Raw genomic sequence first — 21878 nt, 5'->3', positions numbered from 1 at the left:
CCCGAACGGGTTTAAGTAGTCACTCCTCGGTGGCGAGCGTGGCCGCGACCAGGTTCCGGAGCCCGCGGCGCATCCGCCGCGAGATCGCCCGGGGAGAGACGTCGAACTCCGCTGATAGCTCTTCGAGGGTCGTGCCCCGGGGCTCGTCGAAGTAGCCCGCCTCGAACGCGGCCACGACCGCGGCGCGCTGGTCGTCGGTCAGCCCGTACTGCTCGCCGGCCTCGACCGACTCGACCGAGTGGATCCAGTTGAGCCGGAGGTCGATGCCGTGGTCGGCGCAGTAGCGCTGGAGGGCCGCGATCGCGCCCCTGTCGGGCGACCGGAGCCGGAACCGCCAGCTGCCGTCGTGCCGGGCCACCTCCAGCAGGGTGGCCTCCGACTCGACGACGGCCTCGATGAGACCGGGCGCGGCGGTCCAGGTCGCCCGCAGGAGCGCCCCGTCGTTCACCCGGTCGAGCACCGTCACCGACTCGATCCCGGGGTCGTCCTCGAGCGCGGCGACGAACGCCGCCACGTCGTCGCCCCAGACCCAGAAGAACGGCAGCGTCGCGTCGCCGGTCGGGACGACGCGCTCGAGCTCAACCGCCATCTCGGGCGTCGCGGCGAGCGCCCGGCCGAGCGGGAAGTTCTCGACGGGGACGGACAGCTCCGCGATGACACTCATTGGCCCCCGACTTCGGCCCCCGGTAGTATGGTCGTTTGGGAGCCGGGGTCGAGCCCCGGAATCACCATACAGCGCCCGGCCGACCCCGACCACGCGTTCGACCGCGTGTACGCCGACCTGCCGCCGAGGCTGCGCGACCAGCGGGCGTGGCTCGACTCGTTCCTCGCCGATCACGAGGTGCGGGAGCTCGACCACTGACGGGCGGCCGAGCACTGCGCGGGGTGTCGGGGTCGGGCTAGAGTGCCGCCGAACCGGTAGAACGAGCGCCGGGGTCCGCCTAGTCGATCGCCATGTACGTCCGCGTGTCGGCGACCCCGTCCATCCCGGAGATGTCGGTCGAGGCGGCGTGGAGCACGTCGTACACCTCGTCGGCGTCGGCCTCCGCGATCACGTCGAACTCGCCGGCGACCACGTGGGCCTCCGTGATGCGGTCGAGCCCCCGGATCGCTTCGAGCACGTCGCCGGAGCGCCCGGCGGCAGTCTCCACCATGATAAACGCGTGAACCATCGCACTGTGCCATTCAGTACCATACGAGAAAAGCGTTTGGGGTGGAGAAAACTTATTCAGTCAGTGCCCCGTAAGCGTTACCATGCGATTCGTTATCATCGGGTCGGGGCGGGTCGGGCTCCGCACGGCCCGGGTCCTCCGGGAGGAGGGCCACGACGTCACGCTGGTCGAGCGCGACGCCAACAAGGTCGAGCGCGCCCGCAACGACGACTTCGAGGTGGTCGAGGGCGACGGGGGCCGCGAGGCGACGCTCCGAGAGGCCGACCTCGAATCCGCCGACGCCGTCGGCGCGCTCACCGGCGACCTCAACGTCAACTTCGCGGCGTGCATGGTGGCCAAGCACTTCGACTGCCGGACGGTGCTGCGCATCGACGAGGACTACCGCGAGGAGATCTACCGGAAGTTCGCCAGCGACGTCGACGAGGTAGTCTACCCCGAGCGGCTCGGCGCCATCGGCGCGAAGAACGCGCTGCTGGGCGGGAACATCCGGGCCATCGCCGACATCGCCCACCACCTCCAGGTCGTCGAACTCACCATCACCGACGACTCGCCGGTGAAGGGCTACTCCATCAGCGAGCTCTCGCTGCCGGCCGACTCCCGCATCCTGGCGTTCGGCAAGGCCGACGAGCCGATGGGCATCCCGCTGCCCGACGACTCGCTGGCGGTCGGCGACCGGCTCGCGGTGCTGGCCGACTTCGACGTGCTGGGCGACGTCCGCAAGATCCTGGTCGGAGACGCCAGCAGGGCCAGCGCGCAGGCGATGACGGGGGGCACGTAGCATGGTCACCGCGTACGTCATGGTCAAGGCCAACACCGGCGAGGCCGACCGGCTCAAGAGCGAGATCCTCGACATCGACGGGGTGGTCGACGCCCACATCGTCGCCGGCGACGTGGACCTCGTCGCCAAGCTCGACGTCGAGACGCCCGCGAACGTCAAGGACATCGCGGCCGACGCCATCCAGGGCATCCGGGGCGTGGAGGGCACCCAGACCTACATCGCGATGGAGTGACCGGCGGTACGTCGTTCCTCCCGTCGACTACAGCGGTGGGCCGCCCGACGGACCGCCCGGTCCGGACTCACCGCCCTCACCGCTACTCCGTCCGCCCTCACCGCCGCCCCGTTCGCCCTCGCCGTAGTTCTGCCGGGCGCGCTCTCGCAGGCTCGCCGCCGGGTCGCGATAGTCGTAGCCGGGGATGATGCCCTGGACCCACGTCCCCTCGACGTACTCCGCGACGGCCAGCGCGTCCTCGGCGGCCCGCTCGGGGTCGTCGGACGCGAACTCGACGGTGACGACCACCTCGTCGCCCTCCCGCTCGATCTCGGGCGGCGCGGCGTCGTCGGTCTCGGCCACTTCGTGGGCGTCGTCAAGTCGGAGCTCCAGCGTCTCGAACCAGCCGTCCTCCACGACGTCGGCGACCGTCTCACCCTCGACCGCGGCGTCGAGCGTCGGGGTCCGGACGACCACCTCGTACCGGTGGGCGTCGCCGTCCTCCTCGACGGAGACGACGTTCTCGAAGGGCTTGGCGGGCGTCTCGAACGCCCCGTCGTCGGTCGGTTCGAAGTCCGGGTGGTCCCGGAACGCGCGTTCGACTCGCTCGTCGGTCATTAGCGATTGGTAGCGGGTCGGGCCGAATGTGGGTTTCGACTGCTTGCCGGACTTGGTCAGTGAAATCGGTAGTTCCGATACAGAGGGGGCAATCCCCACTGAAAGTTCCACTCAGTAATCGAGGTGTCTCGAGTGCCAGTCCGGCGGTGAGTACGACCAGTTGTACCGCGAGTGAGCATGGCGAACGAGCGGGCCAAGCGACGACCATCGGGAAGCGTGCAGTGCTTTCGGGTCGACCTCTCTCGAGTGCGGACAGTCGAAACCGCCCGCGCTCGCAATAAAACGGACGTATGCGAGGGATGGGATTCGAACCCATGGACGTCTACACGAGCGGGTCTTAAGCCCGCCGCCGTTGGCCAGGCTGGGCAACCCTCGCGCGGGTGGCAGTTGACGGTTCTCTCCGAAGTGGGTTTCGGTCCGCGGGTCGGGGCGCCCGCCCCACCGGTGCGAAGCTTCAAGGCAGAAGCCGCAACGAGTCCCGCCCGGACGCTTCGCGCGGTCGCCCGGCGTCGGGACCGACCTCGGCCGACACCGGGTCGACCCCCGACCGCCACCGGGACCGGGGACCGCCAGTCCGACTAACCGGGGACGGCTGCGCTACGCGAAAACGGCGCGATCAGTCGTGGATCTCGACCGATTCGAGCACCGCCTCCTCGGTCGGCCGGTCGTTGGCGTCGGTCGGCAGCGAGCCGATCTCCTCGACCACGTCCATCCCGTCGACGACCTCGCCGAACACGGCGTGGCGGTCGTCCAGGTGGGGCTGGGCGTCGAGCGTGATGAAGAACTGCGAGCCGTTGGTGTCGGGACCGCTGTTGGCCATCGAGAGCTTGCCGGCGTCGTCGTGGCGGAGTTCCTCGTGGAACTCGTCTTCGAACTCGTAGCCCGGGCCGCCGCGGCCGGTCTCGGTCGGGTCGCCGCCCTGGATCATGAAGTCCTCGATGACCCGGTGGAAGGCGACGTCGTCGTAGAGTGCGTCGCCCCGGACCTCGCCGGTCTCGGGGTCCTCCCAGGTGGTGGTGTCCGGCGCGGGGTCGTCGTTCGCGGCCGGGTCGTGCTTCGCCAGGTTGACGAAGTTCTCGACGGTGGTCGGGGCCCGCTCGTCGAACAGCCGGACCTCGATGTCGCCGCGGTTCGTGTGGAGCGTCGCGGTCAGATCGTCTGCCATGACTCGGGGAAGGGCCGCCGGATAGAAAACGGTGCCGGACGCGTCCCGAGCGGCGCCGCCGGTCGACGGGGTCGCGACACGCGGCGATCCCTCGACGAGCGCCGACTTCGGGTCTGCCGTGACCAGCGCCTACTGCAGGTCCACCCCTGAGGCCGCCCGGAGGGTATCGACGACGCCGGGCGACTCGACAAGGCGAACGACGTCCTCGCCGGTGTCGTAGTCTACGATGCCGGCCTCCGAGAGCTTCGGGAGGTGCATCTGGAGCACCTCGGCCCGTGTCTTCTCGATCTCCGCGGACGTGAGCACGGCGCGGGTCTTCTCGGTCATCGACGCGGCCAGCAGCTCCGCCAGCTCGTCGACCCGCATCGGCTCGTCGCTCCGCGCGAGGTAGTGACAGAGGCACCGGCGCCGGTGGTCCGAGAGCGCCCGGAACACCACGTCCAGCGACTCGCTGTCGCTGTCGACCGGCAGTACGTCCTTCTCCGAAACGTGCGGTGGGGACGGCGTCCCCCGGTTGTGATCCTGGCTCATGACTATCGTGTGACGCTCCGGGTGCGACGGCGCCGCGGCCGCGCTGGCGGTCGCGACCCTCCCCGCTGGCGTGACACGCCGTGCGTCGTTCCGTGTTTTGATAAACACAGTCACAAGGATAAGGGCCCTGCCCGACTATTCAAGCACGGCGCGTCAGACCGTCGAAAACGACGGCGAGCGGCCGTCAGTTGTCGGCGGGGTGCTCGGCCGGTCGATCGTCGGCGTCGAGCGGCGGGCTCGACCAGTACTCGTGGTCCTCGACCCGCCGGAAGCAGGCCGCCCGGTGGTCGGCGTCGCCGTCGACCGCGTAACCCTCGGGGTCGGCCTCCGCGCAGACCTCCCGGGCGTACGGACACCGCGTGTGGAACCGACAGCCCGACGGCGGGTCGCGCGGCGAGGGGACGTCGCCCGCCAGCGTCTCGACCTCGCGGCCCTGCTCGCCGGTGTCGGCCCGCGGGACGCTCTCCAGCAGCGCCTCGGTGTACGGGTGGCCGGGGTTCTCGAATATCTCGTCGACCGGCCCGACCTCCACGATCTCGCCGAGGTACATCACGGCGACCCGGTCGCAGATGTGCCGGACGACGCTGAGGTCGTGGGCGATGAACAGGTAGGTCAGCCCGAACTCGTCCTGGAGGTCCTCCAGCAAGTTGAGAATCTGGGCCTGGACCGAGACGTCCAGCGCCGAGACGGGTTCGTCGCAGACGATGAACTCCGGTTCGAGCGCCAGCGCCCGGGCGATGCCGACCCGCTGGCGCTGGCCGCCCGAGAACTCGTGGGGGTAGCGGTCGACCTGCCCCGCCGACAGGCCGACCCGCTCCAGCAGCTCCGCGACGCGCTCGTTCCGGTCCGCTTTCGTCCCGATGCCGTGGACGTCGAGCGGTTCGCGGACGATCTCGCCCGCGGTCATCCGCGGGTCGAGGCTGGAGAACGGGTCCTGGAACACGACCTGGGCGCGCTCGCGGAACGAGGTCAGGTCGTCGCGCTCGAAGACGTTCTCCCCGTCGAAGTACACCGCGCCGCCGGTGGGCTCGCGGAGGTCGAGCAGGGTCTCGCCGGTCGTGGACTTCCCGCAGCCGGACTCGCCGACCAGTCCGAGCGTCTCGCCCTCGTAGATGTCGAAGCTCACGCCGTCGACCGCCTGGACGCTCTCGGGCTCCTTGCCGAGCAGGCGGTCGGTGAGGCTGTCCCGCTCGTAGTAGTACTTCCGGAGGTCCTCGACGCGGACCAGCGGGTCGTCAGTCATCCGCGCTCACCTCCTCCTCGCGGTCGGACCCCCGACCCGACTCGTCGCGGTCGCCCTCGCGCTCGAAGTAGTCGTCGGGCAGCGCCCGGGAGGGGTCGTACTCGTGCCGCGCGAGGACGCACCGGACGCCGTGCTCGCCGGCCGGCGTCTTCACGTCCCGGGGCTCGCCGGAGGCGGCGGTTTCACCGCCTCCCCCTCGCGACTCCTCCGGAGTCGCGCCGACCTCGAACTCCGGCGGGTGGTCCAGGCACTCCTCCATCGCCTTCGGACACCGGTCGGCGAAGTAGCAGCGGTCGCCCATCTCCTCGTCGTAGAGGTCGGGCACGTTGCCCTCGATGGGCTGGAGCCGGGGCGCGGGGTCGTCGAGGTCGGGGATCGACCCCAGCAGCCCCCGGGTGTAGGGATGGACCGACTCGTCGAATACGTCGGTGAGCGTGCCGCGCTCGACGATCTCGCCGGCGTACATCACGCCGACCCGGTCGCACATCCGGGCGATGACCCCGAGGTTGTGGGTTATCATCACGATGCTCATCCCGGTCTCCTCCTGGAGGTCGCGCAGGAGGTCGAGGATCTGGGCCTGGATGGTGACGTCGAGCGCGGTGGTCGGCTCGTCGGCGACCAGCAGGTCGGGTTCGCCGGCCAGCGCCTGGGCGATCATCGCGCGCTGGAGCATCCCGCCGGAGAACTCGTGGGGGTACTCCTCGGCCCGCTCGGCCGGGTCGGGGATGCCGACCTGTTCGAGCAGGTCGACCGCCTCGGCGCGGCTCTCCTCGCTGACGTAGCCCCGCGAGGGCAGCACCGCGCTCGCGAGCAGGTCGGTCAGCCCGTACCCCTGGGTGCGCGACCGGGTCGAGCGCGGGTTCGACCGGGCCCGCCGCTGGACCTCGACCGCCTCGGCGATCTGCTCGCCGACGGTCAGCGAGGGGTTGAGGCTGCTCATCGGGTCCTGGAAGATGGTGGCGAACGACGGCCCGCGGAGCGCCCGCCGGACGTTCTCGGGCACCCGCCGGACGTCCACGAAGTCGCCGTCCACGGCCTCGGGGGCGTCGTCGCGGACCTCCCCGGCCAGGTCGGGGTTGCGGTACCAGACCTCGCCGCTGGTGATGCGCCCGGGCGACTCCACGAGGTCGATCACGGAGAGGGCGGTCACGCTCTTGCCGGACCCCGACTCGCCGACGATGCCGAACACCTCGCCGTCGCGGACGTCGAAGTCGACCGACTCGACCGCGTTGACCTGGCCGTCCTCGGTGAAGAAGCGGGTCGAGAGGTCCCGCACGCGGAGGAGGTCGCGGTCTCCGGCGCCCGGACCGGGCTCGCTCATCAGACGCCACCCCCTTCGCCCTCGATGCCGGGGTCGAGCGCGTCCCGGAGCCAGTCGCCCACGAGGTTGATCCCGATGACCGTCACCACGATGGCCATCCCGGGTATCGTGGATATCCACCACGAGGAGGCCAGGTAGTCCCGGCCCTGCGCGATGTCGAAGCCCCACGAGAGGTTGGTCCCCGAGAACCCGAGGAACGACAGCGCGGATTCGAGCAGGATGATGGCCGCGATCTGGATGGTCGCCAGCACGAGGATGGGCGTGACGCTGTTGGGCAGGATGTGCTTGCGGATGATGAACCCGTCGTCGGCCCCTATCGAACGGGCGGCCTTGACGTACTCCTGGCCCTCGACCGACAGCGCCTCGCCGCGGGCCACCCGGGCGAACCACACCCAGTTGACCAGCCCCACGACGACGATGACCGTCCCGGGCAGCGCGAACGTCTCGGGCATGTCCGGCGCGACGCCGAGCGCCACCAGCGGGTCGGGGATCCGGACCACCGCCCGGCCGAACAGCCCGACCAGCGCGACCGCCAGCACCAGCGACGGGAACGCGAGCATGACGTCGGCGCTCCGCATCAGCGCGTCGTCGACCTTCCCGCCGTAGTAGCCCGCGACCAGTCCGACGGTCACGCCGACCGCCCCGGCGATGACGGTGCCGAGCAGGCCGACCAGCAGCGAGGTCCGCGCGCCGTAGACGACCCGCGAGAGCATCCCCCTGCCGAGCGCGTCGGTCCCCAGCGGGTACTTCGGCGTGGCCGATACCGTGACCGTCTTGTTGACGATCTCGATGGAGCCGTTGACCATCTGGGAGGTGGTCTGGGTCGTCGTCTTGGAGAACCCGAGCGGCGGCAACTGCGACCGGTCGAGGTGCTGGACCCGCGGGTTGTGGGGCGCGAGCAGCGGCGCGAACACCGCCACGAGGACGATGGCGACCACGACGGCGATGCCGAGCTTCGCCAGCGCGCTCTGGCGCAGCTCCTTCCGGAGGTTCCGGACCGTCCGGGGCGAGACGACCCTCCGGAGGCCGTCCCAGAAAGCGCCGGCGAGTCGTTCGATGATGCCCATCAGTGCACCACCTGCGGGTTGATGTAGGCGTACAGCGCGTCCACGAGGATGTTGATGAGGACGAACCCGACGCCGATGACGATGAGCGACCCCTGGATCAGCGGCCAGTCGCGGGCGTTGATGGCGCCGATGAGCAGCGTGCCGAGCCCGGGCCACGCGAAGACCGCCTCGGTGATGACCGCGCCGCCGATGAGCGTCCCGAGCTGGAGCCCGAGCACGGTGATGACCGGGATCAGCGTGTTCCGGAGCGCGTGCTTGTACCGGACCAGGGTCTCGGGCAGCCCCTTCGCCCGCGAGGCCCTGACGTAGGGTTTACCGAGCTCGTCGAGCATCCCGCTCCGGGTGAGGCGGGTGATGAGCGCGGTGAAGTACGTCCCGAGCGTGATGGCCGGGAGCGTGATGTGGGCGAGCCAGTTCACCAGCCCCGAGATCTCGAACTCGGTGACCAGCATCGCCACCGCGGGCGCGAGGCCGATGCCGCGGCGGCTCGTCGGGAACAGGCCGAACTGGACCGCCAGCACCAGCACGAGCATGATGCCCAGCCAGAAGTTCGGCGTCGAGATGCCGACCAGCGAGAAGCCGGTCGCGGCGTAGTCGGCGGGCTCGTGGCGTCGGGTGGCCGAGATGACCCCGAGCGGAATCGAGAGCACGACGGCGACGACGCTCGCGGCCACGGCCAGCTCGACCGTGGCGGGGAGCCGGGCGAAGATGAGGCCGCTCGCCTCGACGCCCCTGATGTACGAGTAGCCCATGTCGAAGTGGACCAGCCCCCAGAGGTAGTCGAAGTACTGGACGTAGAACGGCCGTGTCAGTCCCAGCTCCCGGGCGATCTGCTGGCGCAGCTGCTGGCTGGCGTCGAGCGGGGCGACGAACGTGATCGGGTTGCCCGGCGTGACGTACCGCAGGGCGAACACGGCAGTCACGACACCCCAGACGACGAAGACGCCCTGCAACGAGCGCTTGAACAGGAATCGTCCCATCGACATCAGGCATCACTCCGTCGAGAGACCATCGGTCGGGGTTACTGGCCGCCGGCCGGCTGCATGTCGTAGGCGTCGATGCGCTCGTCGCGGCGGGCCTTCCACTGGATCCGGTTGCGCACCCCGTAGACGCTGTACTGGCGGTTGAGGTAGATCCAGGGCGCCTGGTTGTGAAGCACCTGGTTGGCCTGCCGCAGTAGCCTGTCGCGCTTGTTGGAGTCGCCGGTGCTCTGGGCCCGGTCGATGAGGCTGTCGACCTTCTCGTTGCTGTAGGAGGTCAGCGCCCCGTCGGTCGTCAGCAGCGGGATGATGGTCTGGCTCGCGTCGAACGTCGCGTTCCCCCAGCCGATGAGGTAGAAGTCCGGGCTCGTCTCTAACTTCCCGTCGGTGAGCTCGCCCGCCAGCGTCGCGAAGTCCCGCTGCTTGACCGAGCACGAGACGTTCGAGAGCTGGTCGATCTGGTTGGCGACCGCCTGGGCGATCTCGACGTCCTTGAGGTACCGGCCGACCGGCGTGTGGAGCGTGATGGACGCGCCGGCGAAGCCGCTCTCCTCGACCAGCGACTCGGCCTTCGACTTGTTGTGCGGGTACACCGACAGCTGCGGGTTGTAGCCGAAGAACCCCTCCAGCGTCGGCTGGCTGGTCGGGTCCGCGAACCCCGAGAGCACGTTCTGGATGATGCTCTGGAGGTCGACGGCGTAGTTCATCGCCCGCCGGAACTTCGGGCTGGAGAACGGCTCGACGTTGTACTTCATCGCGTTGTAGATGATGCGCGTGCTCGGGGCCGCCGCGATCCGGGTGCTCCCGTTGTTCCGGACCCGCGAGATGGACTGGGGCGGGACGTTGACGATGAGGTCGGTCTCGCCCTCCAGCAGCTGGTTCACGCGCGTGCTCGACTCCTTGGCCGCCCGGAACGTCAGCTGCGTGACGGCGGGCGGGCGGCGCCAGTAGTCCTCGTACCGCGAGAACCGGACCATGACGTCCGACTGGTACTGTTCGAGCACGAAGGGGCCGGTGCCGTTCATCTGCTGGGCGATCTCGGACTTCGAGCGCTGCTGGACCCACGACTTCTGCATGATGTCGCAGTAGGTCGCGAACAGCGAGAACACGATGGGGTTGATGCCGTCGGACAGCACGTCGACCGCTCGCTGGCCGTCGACCACCTCCGCGCCCGTGACCCCCGCGAGCTGGTCGGCCTGCGGGCTCGCGATGCTCACGTTCTCCTTGACGATGCGGTTGATGCTGAACGCCACGTCCTCGGGCGTGAGCTGGCCGCCCTCGTGGAACGTCACGCCCTCCCGGATCTGGAACCGCACCCGGCCCGGCTCCTGGCGCTCGTAGCCGGTCGCGAGCTTCTGGACGACCTTGCCCTTCCGGTCGCGACCGAGCAGCCCCTCGTAGGCGTGGAGGACCACGTTGTCGGTCGGGGTCGACCGGTGGTTCTGCGGGTCGAGCGTCGTCGGCATCTGGCCCTGCGTGATGGTGACCGGGAAGTCGTCGGGCAGGTCCCCGCCGCCGGTCGTCGTCTCCTGTCCGCCGGCCCCGGCCGTCGTCGTCTCCTGTCCGCTCGCTGCGCCCGTCGCGGCGGCGGCCGCCGCCGCACCGCCCACTGCTTTCAGAACCGACCGCCTGGTCGCGTCGTTGTTCTCCCCCATGAGAGGGTAGCCACGACACTATCCCCATTAAGCGTGGGGGTAAGTTGTCGCCGACTAACGCGGTAATGGCCGCGTTTTCCGAACTCGGCGGTTCGGGCCGTACCTTTAAGACTTGCCAAACCGAAGCCAGGGTATGGCCGTTCACGGCCGTTCCTCCCCACTCCGGGCACTGTTCGACGAATCGCCCACGCCCCACATCGCCCACCCGCCGCGGACGCACCACCGCGATTTCTACGTCGCCACCGACGGCTCCTACGACCTCCGGAGCGGCGACGGGGGCCTGGGCGCCATCATCGAGACGCGAGACGGCGAGCGGGTCGCCCGGCTGTCCGTCCCCGACGAGACGGCTCCGGACAACAACGTCGCGGAGTACCGCGCGCTCCACCTGGGCCTCGACGTGCTCGCGGCCCGCGCGCCGCCGGGGTCGCGGGTCGGCGTCCTCGTCGACCACGACGACCTGGCCGCCAACGTCAACAGCGCGGCGCTGGCGACCCGTCGGACCGACCACACGCCCCCGCGAGAGCTGACGGTGCCGGCCGCCGGCAGGAACCACTGGCGGGGAATCCGGGCCCGCATCTGCCGGTTCGGCGAGCTCCGGGCCGCGGTGCTCGACAGCGGGCAGAACCCCGCCCACGCGCTGGCGAACGCCCCAGAGGAGTACGCCCACGTCAACCGCGAGACCGACCGCTGCCTCCTGCCCGAGCGCCCGTCGTCGGGCGAGACCCAGATCCCGCCGCCGTCGCGGGCCGACCGGCGGGCGGGCGACTCCCGGGCCAGCGACTGACCGCTGCCGGACGGTCGACCGACCCGCGGCTCTCAGGCCGCGAATCCGCGGCTCGCGGGCGCCGGTGATACCGTCGGGCGGCGGTCTCGACGACCAGTCCGACGCGGTCCGCTCGGCGGTCTCGCGCGGCCTACTCGACCAACCCCACGGCGTACAGGTGCTCGCGGAGTTCGGCCTCCGAGTCGAACGACTCCCCGCACGCCTCGCAGACGTACTGCGCCTCCTCTCTCCTCCGTTCCTCTCCCGAGTTCGCTCGGTCCCCCATGGACGGGTGCAGGACGGGCAGCGGGGTAAGCGTTGCCCGGCTCTCGTCCCGCGCCGTTCAGGGTGACTCCCCGAAGGTGCCTGCCGGGGCCGCGAACCTGTCGCGCGACCGGAAACGATACGGCGCGTCGCCGCCTCGGCTTCGAACATGCAGGCCCGCGACCTGATGACGACCGACGTTGAGACGGTCCGCCCCGACGACGAGATCAGCGAGGTGCTGACCCGCCTCGCGCGCGCGGACTTCAACGGGTTCCCCGTGGTGGACGACGACGAGCGCGTGGTCGGCATCGTGACCCAGCACGACCTGGTCCACATCTTCCAGCCGAGCGACCGGACGCTCTGGATCCCGGTCGGGTTCCCGCCGTTCCTCGAGACGCTGGAGTACGCCATCGACCTCTCGTGGGACGACCTCGACACCGAGCTCGACATGCTGAAGCACGCCGGCAAGCCCGTGAGCACCGTGATGACCGACGACGTGGTGACGGTCGAACCCGACACCGACTTCGAGACGATCCTCGACCTGCTGGCCGACGACGAGCGCGACATCAACCGGCTGCCGGTCGTGGACGGCGACGGCCGGCTGGTCGGCATCGTCGCCCGGCAGGACGTGCTCCGGGCGATCCGCGACGAGCGTCGAGCGCGGGGCGACACGGTCTCGTAGCCGGCGACTCTCGACCGGGCGGTCGCTCGAACCGGCAATTCCGGTCGCCCTTCGAAACGTTGACTCTCCGGCGGCGTCCAGTTCGGCCGTGAGCAGATACCGGAACGTCGCGCTGTTCGTCGCACTGGCCGCCGTCTGGGGGTCGGCGTTCATGGCCATCAAGGTCGGGCTCGAGTACTTCCCGCCGGTCCTCTTCGCCGCCATCCGGTACGACGTCGCGGGCGTGCTGATGCTGGGCTACGCCGCGTACGCGACCGACCGCTGGCGGCCCCGGACCCGCGGGGAGTGGCAGCTCGTCCTGGTCGGCGCGACCCTGATGATCGCGGGCTACCACGCCTTCCTGTTCGTCGGCGAGGGGTACGACAGCGTCACCAGCGCGGTCGCCGCGGTCGTCGTCAGCCTCAGCCCCGTGCTGACGACCGGGTTCGCCCGCGCCCTGCTACCGAGCGAGCGCCTGACGCCGGCGAGCGTCGCGGGGCTGCTGCTCGGGCTGGTCGGGGTCGCGGTCCTGAGCAACCCGGACCCGAACAACCTCGTGACCTCGAGCGTGGTCGGCAAGTCGCTGGTGTTCGCCGCCGCGGCGTCGTTCGCGCTCGGCAGCGTCCTGACCCGGCGCATCGACGCCGAGCTCCCCATCGAGACGATGGAGGCGTGGTCGATGGTGCTGGGCGCGGTGCTGATGCACGCCGTCAGCGTCGCCCGACCGAGCGAGTCGCTGGCCATGGTCCGGTGGACTCCCGAGGCGCTCTGGGCGCTGGCGTACCTCTCCGTCGCGGCGAGCGCGCTCGGGTTCCTGGTCTACTTCGACCTGCTCGACCGGCTCGGTCCCGTCGAGATCAACCTGGTCTCGTACGTCGCACCGGTGTTCGCGGCGCTCTCGGGCTGGTGGTTCCTCGACGAGGTCATCGACCTGACCACCGTCGCGGGCTTCCTCGTCATCTTCGCCGGGTTCTGCCTCCTGAAGCGCGAGGCGCTGGCCCAGGAACTGCCGAAGCTCAGGGCGGCCGTGACCCGGCGGTGACGGACCCCGGCGGTCGCGTCACCGACGAACGAGCAGTCGCCGGACGACCCGCAAGCGCGGCCGGCGCGCTCCACAAGGGCTTTACCATCCCGCCGAATGGCACCGACCAATGACCGAACGGGGCACCCAGTTCGCGGGGCTCGCGGCCGACTCGGGCCGGTCGCGGGCCGCCACCGCGCTGTTCGTCGTCGGACTCGTCGCGGTGGCCGCCAACAGCGCGCTCTACTTCTTCGGCGTCGACTCGCTGTCCCACCCCGCCGTCTCGGTGCTCGCGCTGGCCCTGCTGATACCGCTGTACCTCGGCGAGCGGTAGCGACGGCGAGTCGACCGCCCCGGTGAGTCGCCTCGACGGTCTGGCCGGGGCGGAATCAGCGACAGGGTCGGACGAGCGGGACGAGGACGATGTCGGGAGAGACGGGGGCGTCAGAGAGGAGGAGTCGGGCGAGAGCGCAGCGGCGTGGTCCGCGGGGAGTCGGTAACGGAGAGCCGGTAGCGGGAGACCGGCGGCGGGACCGGCGGAGGCGGAGTCGGCGGCTGGAGGGCCGAAGCGGGCTACTCCTGCTTGTGGCCGTGGCCGGCGAGGAAGGCCGCGACGTTCAGGACGAGGAGGCCGACGAACGTCAGCAGTTCGCCCTGCGTGGAGATGCCGGTGAGCAGCAGCGGCAGGTAGAGGAACGGGAGGGCGATCGCCGACCAGAAGCCGACGACCTCGAGCGGGGTCGTGAGGGCGTGCTGCCGGTAGCGGTCGTACAGCGCGGCGAGTCGCTGCCGCCCGCCGGTCGCCTCGCCGGCGTCCGCGGGGGAGCCGATGGCGGAGTTGTTCTCGTTCTGGAGGGTGGATTCGGGCATGGGCGGTTCGACCTCGTCGTGTCGTTACACGGGGAGGGTCATATAACGCCGAGAGTGTTAGCGCGATTTCACCACAGTTCACCGTCCGAACGCGCGAAAACCGGCGAGAACGATACGTTTCAAAAACGCCTCTGACGCCCGGATAAAATTTAAAACCGGCTCTGCGCGTTTTTCTCAGCGGTGGTTTCTGGACAGAAATGACGGAATACTCGCGGCCGAGAGGCGGTAATCAGGCGTTGTCTAAGCGCCGGCGGTCGGCCCCGAAGGCGACGCCTGACCGAACCGGTGGCCGGCCGACCGCCGCTGCCACCGCCGACTAGGTGTCGGCCCACCAGTCGCTGCGGCGTTCGCTGTAGGTCGCGTCCCGGAACGGCGACGGCAGCTCGTCGTCGGTGAGTCCCAGCGCCCGCGCCAGCCAGTACCCGACGTGCCAGCCGACCGCCTCGTCGTCGACGCCCCGGACCCGCACCGTCCACTCCGAGTAGTACTCGAAGGCCGCGTCCACATCGGTGTCGTACCCCCACGACGTCCCGCAGGACCCCTCGTCCATCTCCTCGCCGTAGCAGTCGAAGGCGTCGTCCGGGAACGCGATCCGGACGTCCGCGGCCGACCGGTTGTCCGTCCGGACGAACGTGACGTTGTCGGGGACGCGACCGTCGGCGCCGGTCTCGAAGTAGGTCAGCGCGTGGCCGATCTGGGACTTCACGTCGTCGCGCGAGGCCGACGAGACGTTGCTCGCGTCGACGTGGACCGACAGGGTCGGGTCGGACCACGGGACCGGTCGCTCGGTCGTGTTCGGCCGGGCGAGGTGGCGGTACCGGCCGAGCGCTCGCATCGTCGGCATCGGTTCCTCGCCGTGCTCGATGCCGAGGACGTGGCCGAACTCGTGGCGCAGGATCTGGAGCGTCGACTCGTTCGAGTAGCCCGCGACGATTCGGACCGTCTCGGACGCGCCCGCGGTCGTTCCCGACTCCAGCACCGGCGCGCACCCGACGGTCCGGTCGTCGCGCTCGTGGCCGCACTCGGCGATCTGGTCGACGTACTCCAGGCGGATGTCGGCGTTCGTGCTCTTGGTGAGCATGAACCGCACCGCGTAGTCCCCGTACCGGGACGCGTTCCGGTTCCAGTAGGCGAGCGTGCGCCGGACGAGCGGAGTGACGTTCCGGGACGCGTTCGCCTCGTTGTCGACCGTCACGGTGACCGTCGCCTTTCCCCAGGGGTTGTCCGCCGTGGGAGTCGTGACCGTGGTCGACGGTGGCGGAGCGGCCGTCGCCCCGGTCGGCGCTGCGCCGGTCGTTGTGCGAGCAGTCGTCTCAGCCCCCGACGTCGTCCGAATCTCCGCCGCCGGGGTCGACGCCGTCGGTGCGGGCGGCGACGTCGTCGTCGGTTCGGCGGTGGTCGTCTCGGGCCGCTCCTGGACCATCCCCGAACACCCCGCCAGCGCGACGAGCACCGCGGCGAGCACTGCTCCAGAATTCCTCATGTCGTGGCGTAGCGTGAAGACGGAAGCGGCATAAAAATAGGCCCCTCAGGTGGTATCCGCGCTCACCCGTTTCGGAACACCGTCGTCGGGACGCAGCAGGCGCTCGGCGGTCAGCTCGGCGCGACAGAATCGGAGCGATGCCCGGGGAGGGCTCCGAACCCGACCTTTACATGCCCGCCATGAGTGACAACTGATACATGACCCAGAACCCGGGCACCGCCATCGAGACCATGCGCGCCGGCCTCGGCGACCCCGACGCCACCTCCGCCCGCGACGTCGACCCCTACGACATCAGCGAGGCCGACCGAGAGCTTCTCCTCGAACTCTCCAACCAGATCCGACTGCTCGGCCCAAGCGAGTACAGCGACCACCGTCACGAGTTCCTCCTCCGCCGTGGCCTGAAGCTGGCCAAAGAGGTCGGCGGTCTCGCCGACGCGGTCGAGGACCGCGACGCCGCCGAGAAGCTCGTCGGCTGGATCAACAGCGAACAGACCGACAGCCCCGAGACGAACAAGGACTACCGCGTCGCCCTCCGCAACATCGGGAAGATCGTCACCGACGGCGACGACATCCCCGAGAGCATGGACTGGATCCCCGGTGGCTACCCGAAGAACTACGACCCCGCACCGGACCCCGCCCAGATGCTCAAGTGGGAAGACGACATCCAACCGATGCTCGACGCCTGCCTCAACTCCCGCGACCGCGCTCTCGTCAGTCTCGCCTGGGACCTCGGCCCCCGGCCGGGCGAACTGTTCGACCTCACGGTCGGCGCCGTCACCGACCACCAGTACGGCCTCCAGGTCACCCTCGACGGCAAGACTGGTCGCCGATCCCCTGTCCTCGTCCCGAGCGTCCCCTACGTCCGGAAGTGGCTCGACGATCATCCCGGCGGCGACAGCGACCCCTTGTTCTGCGGGCTGACCTCGCCGGACCCGATCTCGAACAACCGCGTCCGAGACATCCTGAAGGAGGTCGCCGACCGCGCCGACGTCACGAAGACCGTCACTCCGACGAATTTCCGGAAGTCCAGCGCCAGCTATCTCGCAAGCCAGGGCGTCAGCCAGGCCCACCTCGAGGACCACCACGGCTGGAAGCGCGGCTCGAGTATCGCCGCCCGCTACATCGCAGTCTTCGACGATGCGAACGAACGGGAGATCGCCCGCGCCCACGGCCTCGACGTCGAGGCCGACGAACCGGACGCCGTCGGGCCCGTCATTTGCGTCCGATGCGAGCAGAAGACGCCTCGAGAGAAGGAGACGTGCGTCTGGTGCGGCCAGGCGCTCTCCCAGGAGGCCGTCGAGAAGGCCGAAACCCAGCGGCAAGACGCGATGGACGACATCCGGAACGTCGACCGCGACGAGCTCGCCGACGCGATTCTCACAGTCGAGTCTGTGCTCGGCGATGACGTCTCGCTGCGGGCCGAGATGTTCGACGATTGACTCAGACATCGTAGCCGGCCTCCCGGAGGCTTTCGAGGGCGTTCTCGGCGTACTTGGCGTACTTCGCGTCCGAACCGGCGATCTCTTGGAGCTCCTCGCGAAGCTCGTACAGCTCGTCAAGCCGGTCGTCGTCGCTATTCGGGGTGGGGGAGTCTTGGGGGAGTTCGCTCTTACTCATCAGAATCACCGTCCTCGGCACTCGTCGTACGATGCCGCTCGCGAGCGACCGCATGGAGTTTACCACGGGCCCGGAGGTCCGCATCGGGGAGGGTCACGCTCTCGAAGAGGTCGCGTCGACGCCAGTGTTGGGCGAGTGCCGTCGTTATCCGCCCAAGGCCTTCGCAGAGCTTGCACGTATTCTGGCCGTGCATACACCGGTCCTGCGCGTGACAGAGATCGTCAACGCACTCGACGTACTCACCAGTTCCACCGCAGCGGATGAAATCGATCCAGTCACTCTGCATCGACCACCTCCTCGACGACATCGAAGTCGTCGAACTCCTGCTTGCAGAGGCCGCACTCGAAACCACCGTTGCGGAGGTTCGAGAATCCGCGGTAGCCGCAGCACGGTGTCACGCGCGTCCCTGGTTCGGCGGGCTTCTCGAACCGGTCGAGTGCGTCCGCGACCGTCGGGTTAAGCCGCCACCGGTAGACACCCGCGTCAGTGTCTTTCTCGACACGCTCGATGATATCGTTCTCGCGAAGACGATCGAACAGTCCACCCTGGAGCGTCTCGGGGAGGTCGCGCATCAGGAACGTTTCCGGGGGATTCGGAATCGTCTGCAAGTGCGTGCTGTACGTGTAGACCAGCGGCGTGAGCTGCATGCTGATGCCCGTGGAGGTGTCGGTGCTCACGCGGACCCCTCCGTTTCGTGTGTAGACGCTGGTGCGTAGATGTCCGAGTCCCCAGCGGCAACGTAGATCCGAGTCGCTGCCTTCGGGACCCATGCACCACCCAGCCCCTGGCGAGCGTAGTAGGCAGCCTGGGTTTCACGCTCGGGGACGAGTCTGGCGACGAACACCGACTCGGTACCGTCCTCGGGCTCGAGGACTTTCTCCTCGGCCAGCTCGGCCGGGAGGTAGAGGACGTCGACATCATTTCCGGTGACGCGGTTGAGCGCGCCGGCGATCGCGTCGGCCTCCTCGAGGTTGAGGTGGTCGTCGCTGACGAGGTCGTGGTAGGCCTCGACGGGGATGACCTCAGGCATTGTTCATCCTCCGCGTGATCTCGGTACCGCAGTACTGGCACTCGCTGACCCGGTACGGTTCGCGGGAGAACTCCGCGTTCTCCTTTTGCTCGCTCTCGGTCCGCATTTCCAGCGAGACGTCGTGGGGTGTTCGGTGCCCGCAGCGCTCGCAGTCCTCCTGGACGACGTCGGTCCAGTTGGTCGCCGCCATCAGGCCACCTCCTCCCGGCGCCGCACCGGGTTGGTTCCTTGGGGGGCCTCGTCGACGGCGCCACAGTCCGGGCACGTCACCTGGACCATGTTCCGTGACTGGATGAACTTGCTCTCGGGGTTGAAGCTCTCCTCGCCACAGTCGGGACACGTGTAGCCCTCGCCGAATTGGCTGTCACGGTGGTGGACGACCTCGATGTCGTCCGTCGTCCGGACGTCGTAGAGGAACGCCTCGCGGCTGGCGGCGCCGCGCTGGCGGAAGTCGTGGCGGTACTGAATGACACCGTTGCGGTACCGGCAGTCGATCTCGAGCGACTCGCCGTCCGCAGTGGGTGCCCGGAGTCGGATGACGATCGCTGGGCTGTACTTGAGCGCTGCGAGGAAATCCTCGGCGCGAGGGGCGACCGGCCGGTCCTCGACGTGCCGAAGGACACGTGCGAGCATCGTGCTCTCGTCGGCGCCCTCGTTCAGAATGGCGATGAGATCCTCACTCATCGCGACCACCTGCCTCCGCCGTCTCGGTATCGGCGGTTGTGTCGACGGTGGGATCCTTCTCGGGGTCGTACTTCGTCGGATCACTGCCACCCGATCGTGGCCCGCGTGCCTCCCGGATCTTGCCGTTGTCGCGAATCTTATCTTCGCACTCGAGACAGGCCCTGGGGTCCTCAACGCCGTCCGGTGCGAAGACGCGGACATAGGCCTCGGTGACGAACGACCCGCAGTTTTGGCACTCAGGCATCGCGACCACCGCCCTTCGGCCGGTAGACTTCCTGGACGTTGTCGCCGTAGAGGTCGAGGGCGACCAGTACCATCCGCGTTCGACCGACGGAGAGGTCGAGGGCGTCGGCGACGTCGCCGAGCTTCGCCATCCCGTGGGAGTGGCGGTTGTCGTCAACGGCGTCCTCGACGTCCTCGGGGGTGAGTCGGTCGGGGAGCTCGACGTCGACGTTCGTGGTGCCCTCGTCGTCGGAGTCACCGTCGTCGTTGTCATTCTCGACCACTGCGAGTTGCTCGACGTCGCCGCGCTTCTCGCCGCGCTCGCCGTCCTCCACCCGGTAGAGTTCGACGCGCGCGGGGTCGGGGATGCTGCTGTACTCGAGTTCGTACTCGACGCTGGTGGCCTCAAGGAGGAGGGTGCGCGTCCACCAGCCGTCGGCGAACGGCGTGTCCCACTCGACGGGGTCGTCAGCGTCGACGACGTCGAGCGGGTTGCTCCAGTTGTAGGAGTCGATCGCGAGGTCGACCTGATCGCCGGGGGCGGCAGCTGCGACTTCCGTCCGCATCGGGTCGACGTCCTCCGATGTGGTCCCCGAGGACGGGGTGTCGGCGTGACTCACGCTTGACCCCCCTGCGTCGCGAATGACTCGAAGTCGCTTGGCAGGTCTTCGCCGGCGACGAAGCTGCCGGTGATCTCGACTCGGGCCGCCGCATGGTCGATGGTGTGGAGCTCGAAACCGGCGGGGTCGACGGCGCCGTGGGTCGCGGCGGTGATTGTTTCCCGCAGCGGCGATCGGAGATCGTCGATGTCGTGGTCGTTCCGGTAGTGGTGGGTGTCGCCGTAGTCGACGTCGGCCGCCTCGACGAGGTCCTGGACGCGACTGTCGCCCGATGGGAGATCGAACGTGACCTCGGGCCTGTACGTGCTCACGGCTGATCACCGTCCCTCGTCCGGGGCGTCGCCTTTGAAGCAGCCGATGTAGCGCTGCAGTGTCCTCGCGATGAGCTTCGATCCAGCCTCGGTGAGATCGTAGGTGTTCGTTCGCTTGTCGAGCTCGGCCTTCTCGAGGAGGCCCTTATCGACGAGGCCGTCGAGGTTGGGGTAGAGCCGGCCGTGGTTAATCTCCTCGCCGTACCATTCGTCGCGTTCGAGAGTTCGCTTGATGTCGAGACCGTACGCGCCCTTGGTGCCTCGAGTGCGCGTGTAGCGGCCGGTCTCGAAGCCGCGAATCGCGAAGAGGCAGTGAACCTGGAACTCCGTGAGGTCGACGTCGGAGACCTCGTCGTCGGTGAATTCGAAGTCGTTCTTTTTGGTGCCGGTACGTTCTTCCGTAGTGGGGGTTTCAGTACTCATTGTCCTTGGTTGGACCGCGTGAGAGGCCGGGGCGCACCGGGCTTGTGGAAGGGTTGGGTGCGTTCCGGCTGGTTCGCGCGACGTGGGGTCGCGGGGCGGTGCTATTCGTCGAGGATGGTGACCTGGCTCCAGTGGATGGTCCGGTCGTCGCGCTTGTCGTAGACGTGCCAGTGTTCCGGTGTGACGTCGGCGCCTTGTTCGCTCTGGCGCTGACAGCCGGGACACCAGATGTGGTTATTCGTCCGATCCCACTGGGGGTGGCCGTTGGGACAGACGTAGCGGTAGCGCTCAGGACCCGTTCGGTCGATTTCGACAGTCTCCGTGTCAGTGTCAGGGACGGTGTTTGCGGGGGCCTGGTTGTCGCCCTGCTTTGATTTCGAAACGGGCATGTCCAACCACTGGTACAACGGGGGTTAAGATAAGCCGTTTTCTCACCCGAAGCGAAAGTGAAACTATTCCTTTCACCGCGGGGATTCCGGCTAATCCCAGAGGTAAGCTGCCGATACCCGCCGGTACCGGCCGCGTAACAAAGCCCTCTCGGCGCGAAAGTGGTCGTGCGCATTGTGGTGTGCTTCTCGTCTCGGCCTGCTAGGACAGGCCGAGGCACTTCCCGTAGTGGTTAGGCGGTGCTCTCGCCGGCTTCCTCTTCGAGGTCAACGTCGAGATCTTCGGGCGGCCACCTGCCGGCATCTTCGAGAGCCAGTCGGACCCTCGCTGCATTCCGGAACCAAAGGCTCCGGTCAGTGCGACTGTGCCGGTGTCCGTCGATTTCGTCGTACAGCGACTCGTCCATGGTTATGCTTGGATGTGGCATCGCACTATCGCACTATCGCAGTATACTCCTGTCGGTAGTTAAATCTATCGCAGTATCGCACTCTCGCTGACTGCGAGTGGCATACTCTTTAAGTCGCTCTTATCGCAAGATAGCACCAACGCACAATGGCACATCCAAGCTTCACAATCCCCGACGAACTGCTCGAAGACTTCGACGACGTTATCTGGGAGCTCCAGCGTCGCGGAGAACTCGACCGCGACGAGAGCCGCAGCAGTGTCGTCCGAACTCTAATGGAGGAGTGGATTGAGGAGCAGATTGAAGAGCACGGTGAGGAGGTTCTTCCAGAGGGAAATTGGAATACGGCGGCGACCGTACCGACAGCTAACTGATCCT

The 21878-nt window shown here is 68.4% G+C and carries 32 protein-coding genes, 1 tRNA gene and 1 pseudogene; 9 read left to right on the top strand and 25 right to left on the bottom strand.

The annotated features are described in order from the left end of the window. Positions 1-19: 19 nt before the first annotated feature. On the bottom strand, positions 20-664 hold the full coding sequence (locus ACQUQF_RS03500; protein WP_435175760.1) for a bacterio-opsin activator domain-containing protein: 645 nt from the start codon (positions 662-664) through the stop codon (positions 20-22). 27 nt (positions 665-691) lie between these two features. Between ACQUQF_RS03500 and ACQUQF_RS03495 the strand changes: the two genes are divergently transcribed. Beyond that, positions 692-862 (top strand): hypothetical protein, encoded by a 171-nt coding sequence (locus ACQUQF_RS03495; RefSeq protein ID WP_435175758.1) that lies wholly within the window; start codon positions 692-694, stop codon positions 860-862. 79 nt (positions 863-941) lie between these two features. Here ACQUQF_RS03495 and ACQUQF_RS03490 read toward each other — a convergent pair whose 3' ends face one another. Beyond that, on the bottom strand, positions 942-1172 hold the full coding sequence (locus ACQUQF_RS03490) for an Lrp/AsnC ligand binding domain-containing protein (RefSeq protein WP_435175756.1): 231 nt from the start codon (positions 1170-1172) through the stop codon (positions 942-944). 82 nt (positions 1173-1254) lie between these two features. Between ACQUQF_RS03490 and ACQUQF_RS03485 the strand changes: the two genes are divergently transcribed. Then, positions 1255-1950, top strand: coding sequence for a potassium channel family protein (locus ACQUQF_RS03485; RefSeq protein ID WP_435175754.1), 696 nt, complete (start codon positions 1255-1257; stop codon positions 1948-1950). A 1-nt stretch (position 1951) separates the two neighbouring features. Then, positions 1952-2182, top strand: a complete 231-nt coding sequence (locus tag ACQUQF_RS03480; RefSeq protein ID WP_435175752.1) for an Lrp/AsnC family transcriptional regulator — start codon at positions 1952-1954, stop codon at positions 2180-2182. Positions 2183-2209: 27 nt separating this feature from the next. Here ACQUQF_RS03480 and ACQUQF_RS03475 read toward each other — a convergent pair whose 3' ends face one another. The 9 genes from ACQUQF_RS03475 to ACQUQF_RS03435 form a co-directional block, all read right to left on the bottom strand. Beyond that, positions 2210-2779, bottom strand: coding sequence for a DUF5813 family protein (locus tag ACQUQF_RS03475; protein WP_435175750.1), 570 nt, complete (start codon positions 2777-2779; stop codon positions 2210-2212). Between the two features lie 291 nt (positions 2780-3070). Continuing rightward, positions 3071-3155, bottom strand: a tRNA-Leu gene (locus tag ACQUQF_RS03470). 240 nt (positions 3156-3395) lie between these two features. Next, positions 3396-3944, bottom strand: coding sequence for a peptidylprolyl isomerase (locus ACQUQF_RS03465; RefSeq protein ID WP_435175748.1), 549 nt, complete (start codon positions 3942-3944; stop codon positions 3396-3398). Between the two features lie 129 nt (positions 3945-4073). After that, on the bottom strand, positions 4074-4475 hold the full coding sequence (locus ACQUQF_RS03460; protein WP_435175746.1) for a DUF7344 domain-containing protein: 402 nt from the start codon (positions 4473-4475) through the stop codon (positions 4074-4076). 184 nt (positions 4476-4659) lie between these two features. Next, positions 4660-5718, bottom strand: a complete 1059-nt coding sequence (locus ACQUQF_RS03455) for an ABC transporter ATP-binding protein (RefSeq protein ID WP_435175744.1) — start codon at positions 5716-5718, stop codon at positions 4660-4662. Beyond that, the gene (locus tag ACQUQF_RS03450) at positions 5711-7039 is read right to left on the bottom strand and encodes an ABC transporter ATP-binding protein (RefSeq protein WP_435175742.1); all 1329 of its coding nucleotides are present in this window, start codon (positions 7037-7039) and stop codon (positions 5711-5713) included. The genes ACQUQF_RS03455 and ACQUQF_RS03450 overlap by 8 nt, the downstream gene beginning before the upstream one ends. Next, on the bottom strand, positions 7039-8106 hold the full coding sequence (locus ACQUQF_RS03445) for an ABC transporter permease (protein WP_435175740.1): 1068 nt from the start codon (positions 8104-8106) through the stop codon (positions 7039-7041). Before ACQUQF_RS03445 ends, ACQUQF_RS03450 begins: the two co-directional genes overlap by 1 nt. Next, entirely contained in the window at positions 8106-9092 is a 987-nt protein-coding gene (locus ACQUQF_RS03440; protein WP_435175738.1) for an ABC transporter permease, read from the bottom strand. The genes ACQUQF_RS03445 and ACQUQF_RS03440 overlap by 1 nt, the downstream gene beginning before the upstream one ends. 35 nt (positions 9093-9127) lie before the next feature. Then, positions 9128-10741: an ABC transporter substrate-binding protein gene (locus tag ACQUQF_RS03435; protein WP_435175736.1), complete on the bottom strand. Its 1614-nt coding sequence runs from the start codon at positions 10739-10741 to the stop codon at positions 9128-9130. 133 nt (positions 10742-10874) lie between these two features. Between ACQUQF_RS03435 and ACQUQF_RS03430 the strand changes: the two genes are divergently transcribed. Next, the gene (locus ACQUQF_RS03430; RefSeq protein ID WP_435175734.1) at positions 10875-11525 is read left to right on the top strand and encodes a reverse transcriptase-like protein; all 651 of its coding nucleotides are present in this window, start codon (positions 10875-10877) and stop codon (positions 11523-11525) included. Between the two features lie 130 nt (positions 11526-11655). Here the strand turns inward: ACQUQF_RS03430 and ACQUQF_RS03425 are convergent, their stop codons facing one another. Then, positions 11656-11790, bottom strand: coding sequence for a C2H2-type zinc finger protein (locus ACQUQF_RS03425; RefSeq protein WP_435175732.1), 135 nt, complete (start codon positions 11788-11790; stop codon positions 11656-11658). Positions 11791-11937: 147 nt separating this feature from the next. Between ACQUQF_RS03425 and ACQUQF_RS03420 the strand changes: the two genes are divergently transcribed. The 3 genes from ACQUQF_RS03420 (at position 11938) to ACQUQF_RS03410 (ending at position 13784) form a co-directional block, all read left to right on the top strand. Beyond that, positions 11938-12450, top strand: a complete 513-nt coding sequence (locus tag ACQUQF_RS03420; RefSeq protein ID WP_435175730.1) for a CBS domain-containing protein — start codon at positions 11938-11940, stop codon at positions 12448-12450. Positions 12451-12538: 88 nt separating this feature from the next. Continuing rightward, positions 12539-13471 (top strand): DMT family transporter, encoded by a 933-nt coding sequence (locus ACQUQF_RS03415; RefSeq protein ID WP_435175728.1) that lies wholly within the window; start codon positions 12539-12541, stop codon positions 13469-13471. Between the two features lie 109 nt (positions 13472-13580). After that, a complete protein-coding gene (locus tag ACQUQF_RS03410; protein WP_435175726.1) occupies positions 13581-13784 on the top strand; it encodes a hypothetical protein in 204 nt (67 codons plus the stop codon). 239 nt (positions 13785-14023) lie between these two features. Here the strand turns inward: ACQUQF_RS03410 and ACQUQF_RS03405 are convergent, their stop codons facing one another. Together ACQUQF_RS03405 and ACQUQF_RS03400 are read right to left on the bottom strand one after the other, a co-directional pair. Then, on the bottom strand, positions 14024-14320 hold the full coding sequence (locus ACQUQF_RS03405; protein WP_435175724.1) for a hypothetical protein: 297 nt from the start codon (positions 14318-14320) through the stop codon (positions 14024-14026). Positions 14321-14636: 316 nt separating this feature from the next. Next, the gene (locus ACQUQF_RS03400) at positions 14637-15803 is read right to left on the bottom strand and encodes a matrixin family metalloprotease (RefSeq protein ID WP_435175722.1); all 1167 of its coding nucleotides are present in this window, start codon (positions 15801-15803) and stop codon (positions 14637-14639) included. A 197-nt stretch (positions 15804-16000) separates the two neighbouring features. Here ACQUQF_RS03400 and ACQUQF_RS03395 point away from each other — a divergent pair, with 197 nt between their 5' ends. Continuing rightward, on the top strand, positions 16001-17242 hold the full coding sequence (locus ACQUQF_RS03395; protein WP_435175720.1) for a tyrosine-type recombinase/integrase: 1242 nt from the start codon (positions 16001-16003) through the stop codon (positions 17240-17242). 1 nt (position 17243) lies between these two features. Here the strand turns inward: ACQUQF_RS03395 and ACQUQF_RS03390 are convergent, their stop codons facing one another. The 11 genes and pseudogenes from ACQUQF_RS03390 to ACQUQF_RS03340 all read right to left on the bottom strand — a co-directional run bounded on the left by ACQUQF_RS03390 (position 17244) and on the right by ACQUQF_RS03340 (position 21503). Then, on the bottom strand, positions 17244-17420 hold the full coding sequence (locus ACQUQF_RS03390; protein ID WP_435175718.1) for a hypothetical protein: 177 nt from the start codon (positions 17418-17420) through the stop codon (positions 17244-17246). A gap of 275 nt (positions 17421-17695) precedes the next feature. Then, positions 17696-18097 (bottom strand): hypothetical protein, encoded by a 402-nt coding sequence (locus tag ACQUQF_RS03385; protein WP_435175716.1) that lies wholly within the window; start codon positions 18095-18097, stop codon positions 17696-17698. Continuing rightward, positions 18094-18450, bottom strand: coding sequence for a hypothetical protein (locus ACQUQF_RS03380; protein WP_435175714.1), 357 nt, complete (start codon positions 18448-18450; stop codon positions 18094-18096). The genes ACQUQF_RS03385 and ACQUQF_RS03380 overlap by 4 nt, the downstream gene beginning before the upstream one ends. After that, on the bottom strand, positions 18443-18640 hold the full coding sequence (locus tag ACQUQF_RS03375; protein ID WP_435175712.1) for a hypothetical protein: 198 nt from the start codon (positions 18638-18640) through the stop codon (positions 18443-18445). Before ACQUQF_RS03375 ends, ACQUQF_RS03380 begins: the two co-directional genes overlap by 8 nt. Continuing rightward, entirely contained in the window at positions 18640-19134 is a 495-nt protein-coding gene (locus ACQUQF_RS03370; protein ID WP_435175710.1) for a hypothetical protein, read from the bottom strand. Before ACQUQF_RS03370 ends, ACQUQF_RS03375 begins: the two co-directional genes overlap by 1 nt. Before the next feature lie 91 nt (positions 19135-19225). After that, positions 19226-19378: pseudogene (locus ACQUQF_RS03365) on the bottom strand (DUF7563 family protein); the annotation flags it as partial. Beyond that, positions 19371-19976: a hypothetical protein gene (locus ACQUQF_RS03360; RefSeq protein WP_435175708.1), complete on the bottom strand. Its 606-nt coding sequence runs from the start codon at positions 19974-19976 to the stop codon at positions 19371-19373. The pseudogene ACQUQF_RS03365 and the gene ACQUQF_RS03360, both read right to left, overlap by 8 nt. Continuing rightward, a complete protein-coding gene (locus ACQUQF_RS03355; protein WP_435175706.1) occupies positions 19973-20287 on the bottom strand; it encodes a hypothetical protein in 315 nt (104 codons plus the stop codon). Before ACQUQF_RS03355 ends, ACQUQF_RS03360 begins: the two co-directional genes overlap by 4 nt. 6 nt (positions 20288-20293) lie before the next feature. Then, the gene (locus ACQUQF_RS03350; RefSeq protein ID WP_435175704.1) at positions 20294-20710 is read right to left on the bottom strand and encodes a PadR family transcriptional regulator; all 417 of its coding nucleotides are present in this window, start codon (positions 20708-20710) and stop codon (positions 20294-20296) included. A gap of 101 nt (positions 20711-20811) precedes the next feature. After that, complete coding sequence (locus tag ACQUQF_RS03345; RefSeq protein ID WP_435175702.1) at positions 20812-21099, bottom strand: hypothetical protein; 288 nt, start codon at positions 21097-21099, stop codon at positions 20812-20814. Positions 21100-21329: 230 nt separating this feature from the next. Further along, on the bottom strand, positions 21330-21503 hold the full coding sequence (locus ACQUQF_RS03340) for a hypothetical protein (protein ID WP_435175700.1): 174 nt from the start codon (positions 21501-21503) through the stop codon (positions 21330-21332). 146 nt (positions 21504-21649) lie between these two features. Here ACQUQF_RS03340 and ACQUQF_RS03335 point away from each other — a divergent pair, with 146 nt between their 5' ends. Beyond that, a complete protein-coding gene (locus tag ACQUQF_RS03335) occupies positions 21650-21874 on the top strand; it encodes a hypothetical protein (RefSeq protein WP_435175698.1) in 225 nt (74 codons plus the stop codon). Positions 21875-21878: the final 4 nt, after the last annotated feature.

The organism is Halorussus sp. AFM4, assembly GCF_051194995.1.
Taxonomy (GTDB): Archaea; Halobacteriota; Halobacteria; order Halobacteriales; family Haladaptataceae; genus Halorussus.
The sequence above is the reverse complement of the archived record's forward strand: the minus strand, read 5'-3'. Positions and strand labels throughout refer to the sequence as shown.

What these genes read in the sequence shown, in the direction of transcription:
- ACQUQF_RS03500 (WP_435175760.1), bottom strand. Translation starts at nt 664, where the DNA reads ATGAGTGTCATCGCGGAGCTGTCCGTCCCCGTCGAGAACTTCCCGCTC.
- ACQUQF_RS03495 (WP_435175758.1), top strand. Translation starts at nt 692, where the DNA reads ATGGTCGTTTGGGAGCCGGGGTCGAGCCCCGGAATCACCATACAGCGC.
- ACQUQF_RS03490 (WP_435175756.1), bottom strand. Translation starts at nt 1,172, where the DNA reads ATGGTTCACGCGTTTATCATGGTGGAGACTGCCGCCGGGCGCTCCGGC.
- ACQUQF_RS03485 (WP_435175754.1), top strand. Translation starts at nt 1,255, where the DNA reads ATGCGATTCGTTATCATCGGGTCGGGGCGGGTCGGGCTCCGCACGGCC.
- ACQUQF_RS03480 (WP_435175752.1), top strand. Translation starts at nt 1,952, where the DNA reads ATGGTCACCGCGTACGTCATGGTCAAGGCCAACACCGGCGAGGCCGAC.
- ACQUQF_RS03475 (WP_435175750.1), bottom strand. Translation starts at nt 2,779, where the DNA reads ATGACCGACGAGCGAGTCGAACGCGCGTTCCGGGACCACCCGGACTTC.
- ACQUQF_RS03465 (WP_435175748.1), bottom strand. Translation starts at nt 3,944, where the DNA reads ATGGCAGACGATCTGACCGCGACGCTCCACACGAACCGCGGCGACATC.
- ACQUQF_RS03460 (WP_435175746.1), bottom strand. Translation starts at nt 4,475, where the DNA reads ATGAGCCAGGATCACAACCGGGGGACGCCGTCCCCACCGCACGTTTCG.
- ACQUQF_RS03455 (WP_435175744.1), bottom strand. Translation starts at nt 5,718, where the DNA reads ATGACTGACGACCCGCTGGTCCGCGTCGAGGACCTCCGGAAGTACTAC.
- ACQUQF_RS03450 (WP_435175742.1), bottom strand. Translation starts at nt 7,039, where the DNA reads ATGAGCGAGCCCGGTCCGGGCGCCGGAGACCGCGACCTCCTCCGCGTG.
- ACQUQF_RS03445 (WP_435175740.1), bottom strand. Translation starts at nt 8,106, where the DNA reads ATGGGCATCATCGAACGACTCGCCGGCGCTTTCTGGGACGGCCTCCGG.
- ACQUQF_RS03440 (WP_435175738.1), bottom strand. Translation starts at nt 9,092, where the DNA reads ATGTCGATGGGACGATTCCTGTTCAAGCGCTCGTTGCAGGGCGTCTTC.
- ACQUQF_RS03435 (WP_435175736.1), bottom strand. Translation starts at nt 10,741, where the DNA reads ATGGGGGAGAACAACGACGCGACCAGGCGGTCGGTTCTGAAAGCAGTG.
- ACQUQF_RS03430 (WP_435175734.1), top strand. Translation starts at nt 10,875, where the DNA reads ATGGCCGTTCACGGCCGTTCCTCCCCACTCCGGGCACTGTTCGACGAA.
- ACQUQF_RS03425 (WP_435175732.1), bottom strand. Translation starts at nt 11,790, where the DNA reads ATGGGGGACCGAGCGAACTCGGGAGAGGAACGGAGGAGAGAGGAGGCG.
- ACQUQF_RS03420 (WP_435175730.1), top strand. Translation starts at nt 11,938, where the DNA reads ATGCAGGCCCGCGACCTGATGACGACCGACGTTGAGACGGTCCGCCCC.
- ACQUQF_RS03410 (WP_435175726.1), top strand. Translation starts at nt 13,581, where the DNA reads ATGACCGAACGGGGCACCCAGTTCGCGGGGCTCGCGGCCGACTCGGGC.
- ACQUQF_RS03405 (WP_435175724.1), bottom strand. Translation starts at nt 14,320, where the DNA reads ATGCCCGAATCCACCCTCCAGAACGAGAACAACTCCGCCATCGGCTCC.
- ACQUQF_RS03400 (WP_435175722.1), bottom strand. Translation starts at nt 15,803, where the DNA reads ATGAGGAATTCTGGAGCAGTGCTCGCCGCGGTGCTCGTCGCGCTGGCG.
- ACQUQF_RS03395 (WP_435175720.1), top strand. Translation starts at nt 16,001, where the DNA reads ATGACCCAGAACCCGGGCACCGCCATCGAGACCATGCGCGCCGGCCTC.
- ACQUQF_RS03390 (WP_435175718.1), bottom strand. Translation starts at nt 17,420, where the DNA reads ATGAGTAAGAGCGAACTCCCCCAAGACTCCCCCACCCCGAATAGCGAC.
- ACQUQF_RS03380 (WP_435175714.1), bottom strand. Translation starts at nt 18,450, where the DNA reads ATGCCTGAGGTCATCCCCGTCGAGGCCTACCACGACCTCGTCAGCGAC.
- ACQUQF_RS03375 (WP_435175712.1), bottom strand. Translation starts at nt 18,640, where the DNA reads ATGGCGGCGACCAACTGGACCGACGTCGTCCAGGAGGACTGCGAGCGC.
- ACQUQF_RS03370 (WP_435175710.1), bottom strand. Translation starts at nt 19,134, where the DNA reads ATGAGTGAGGATCTCATCGCCATTCTGAACGAGGGCGCCGACGAGAGC.
- ACQUQF_RS03350 (WP_435175704.1), bottom strand. Translation starts at nt 20,710, where the DNA reads ATGAGTACTGAAACCCCCACTACGGAAGAACGTACCGGCACCAAAAAG.
- ACQUQF_RS03345 (WP_435175702.1), bottom strand. Translation starts at nt 21,099, where the DNA reads ATGCCCGTTTCGAAATCAAAGCAGGGCGACAACCAGGCCCCCGCAAAC.
- ACQUQF_RS03340 (WP_435175700.1), bottom strand. Translation starts at nt 21,503, where the DNA reads ATGGACGAGTCGCTGTACGACGAAATCGACGGACACCGGCACAGTCGC.
- ACQUQF_RS03335 (WP_435175698.1), top strand. Translation starts at nt 21,650, where the DNA reads ATGGCACATCCAAGCTTCACAATCCCCGACGAACTGCTCGAAGACTTC.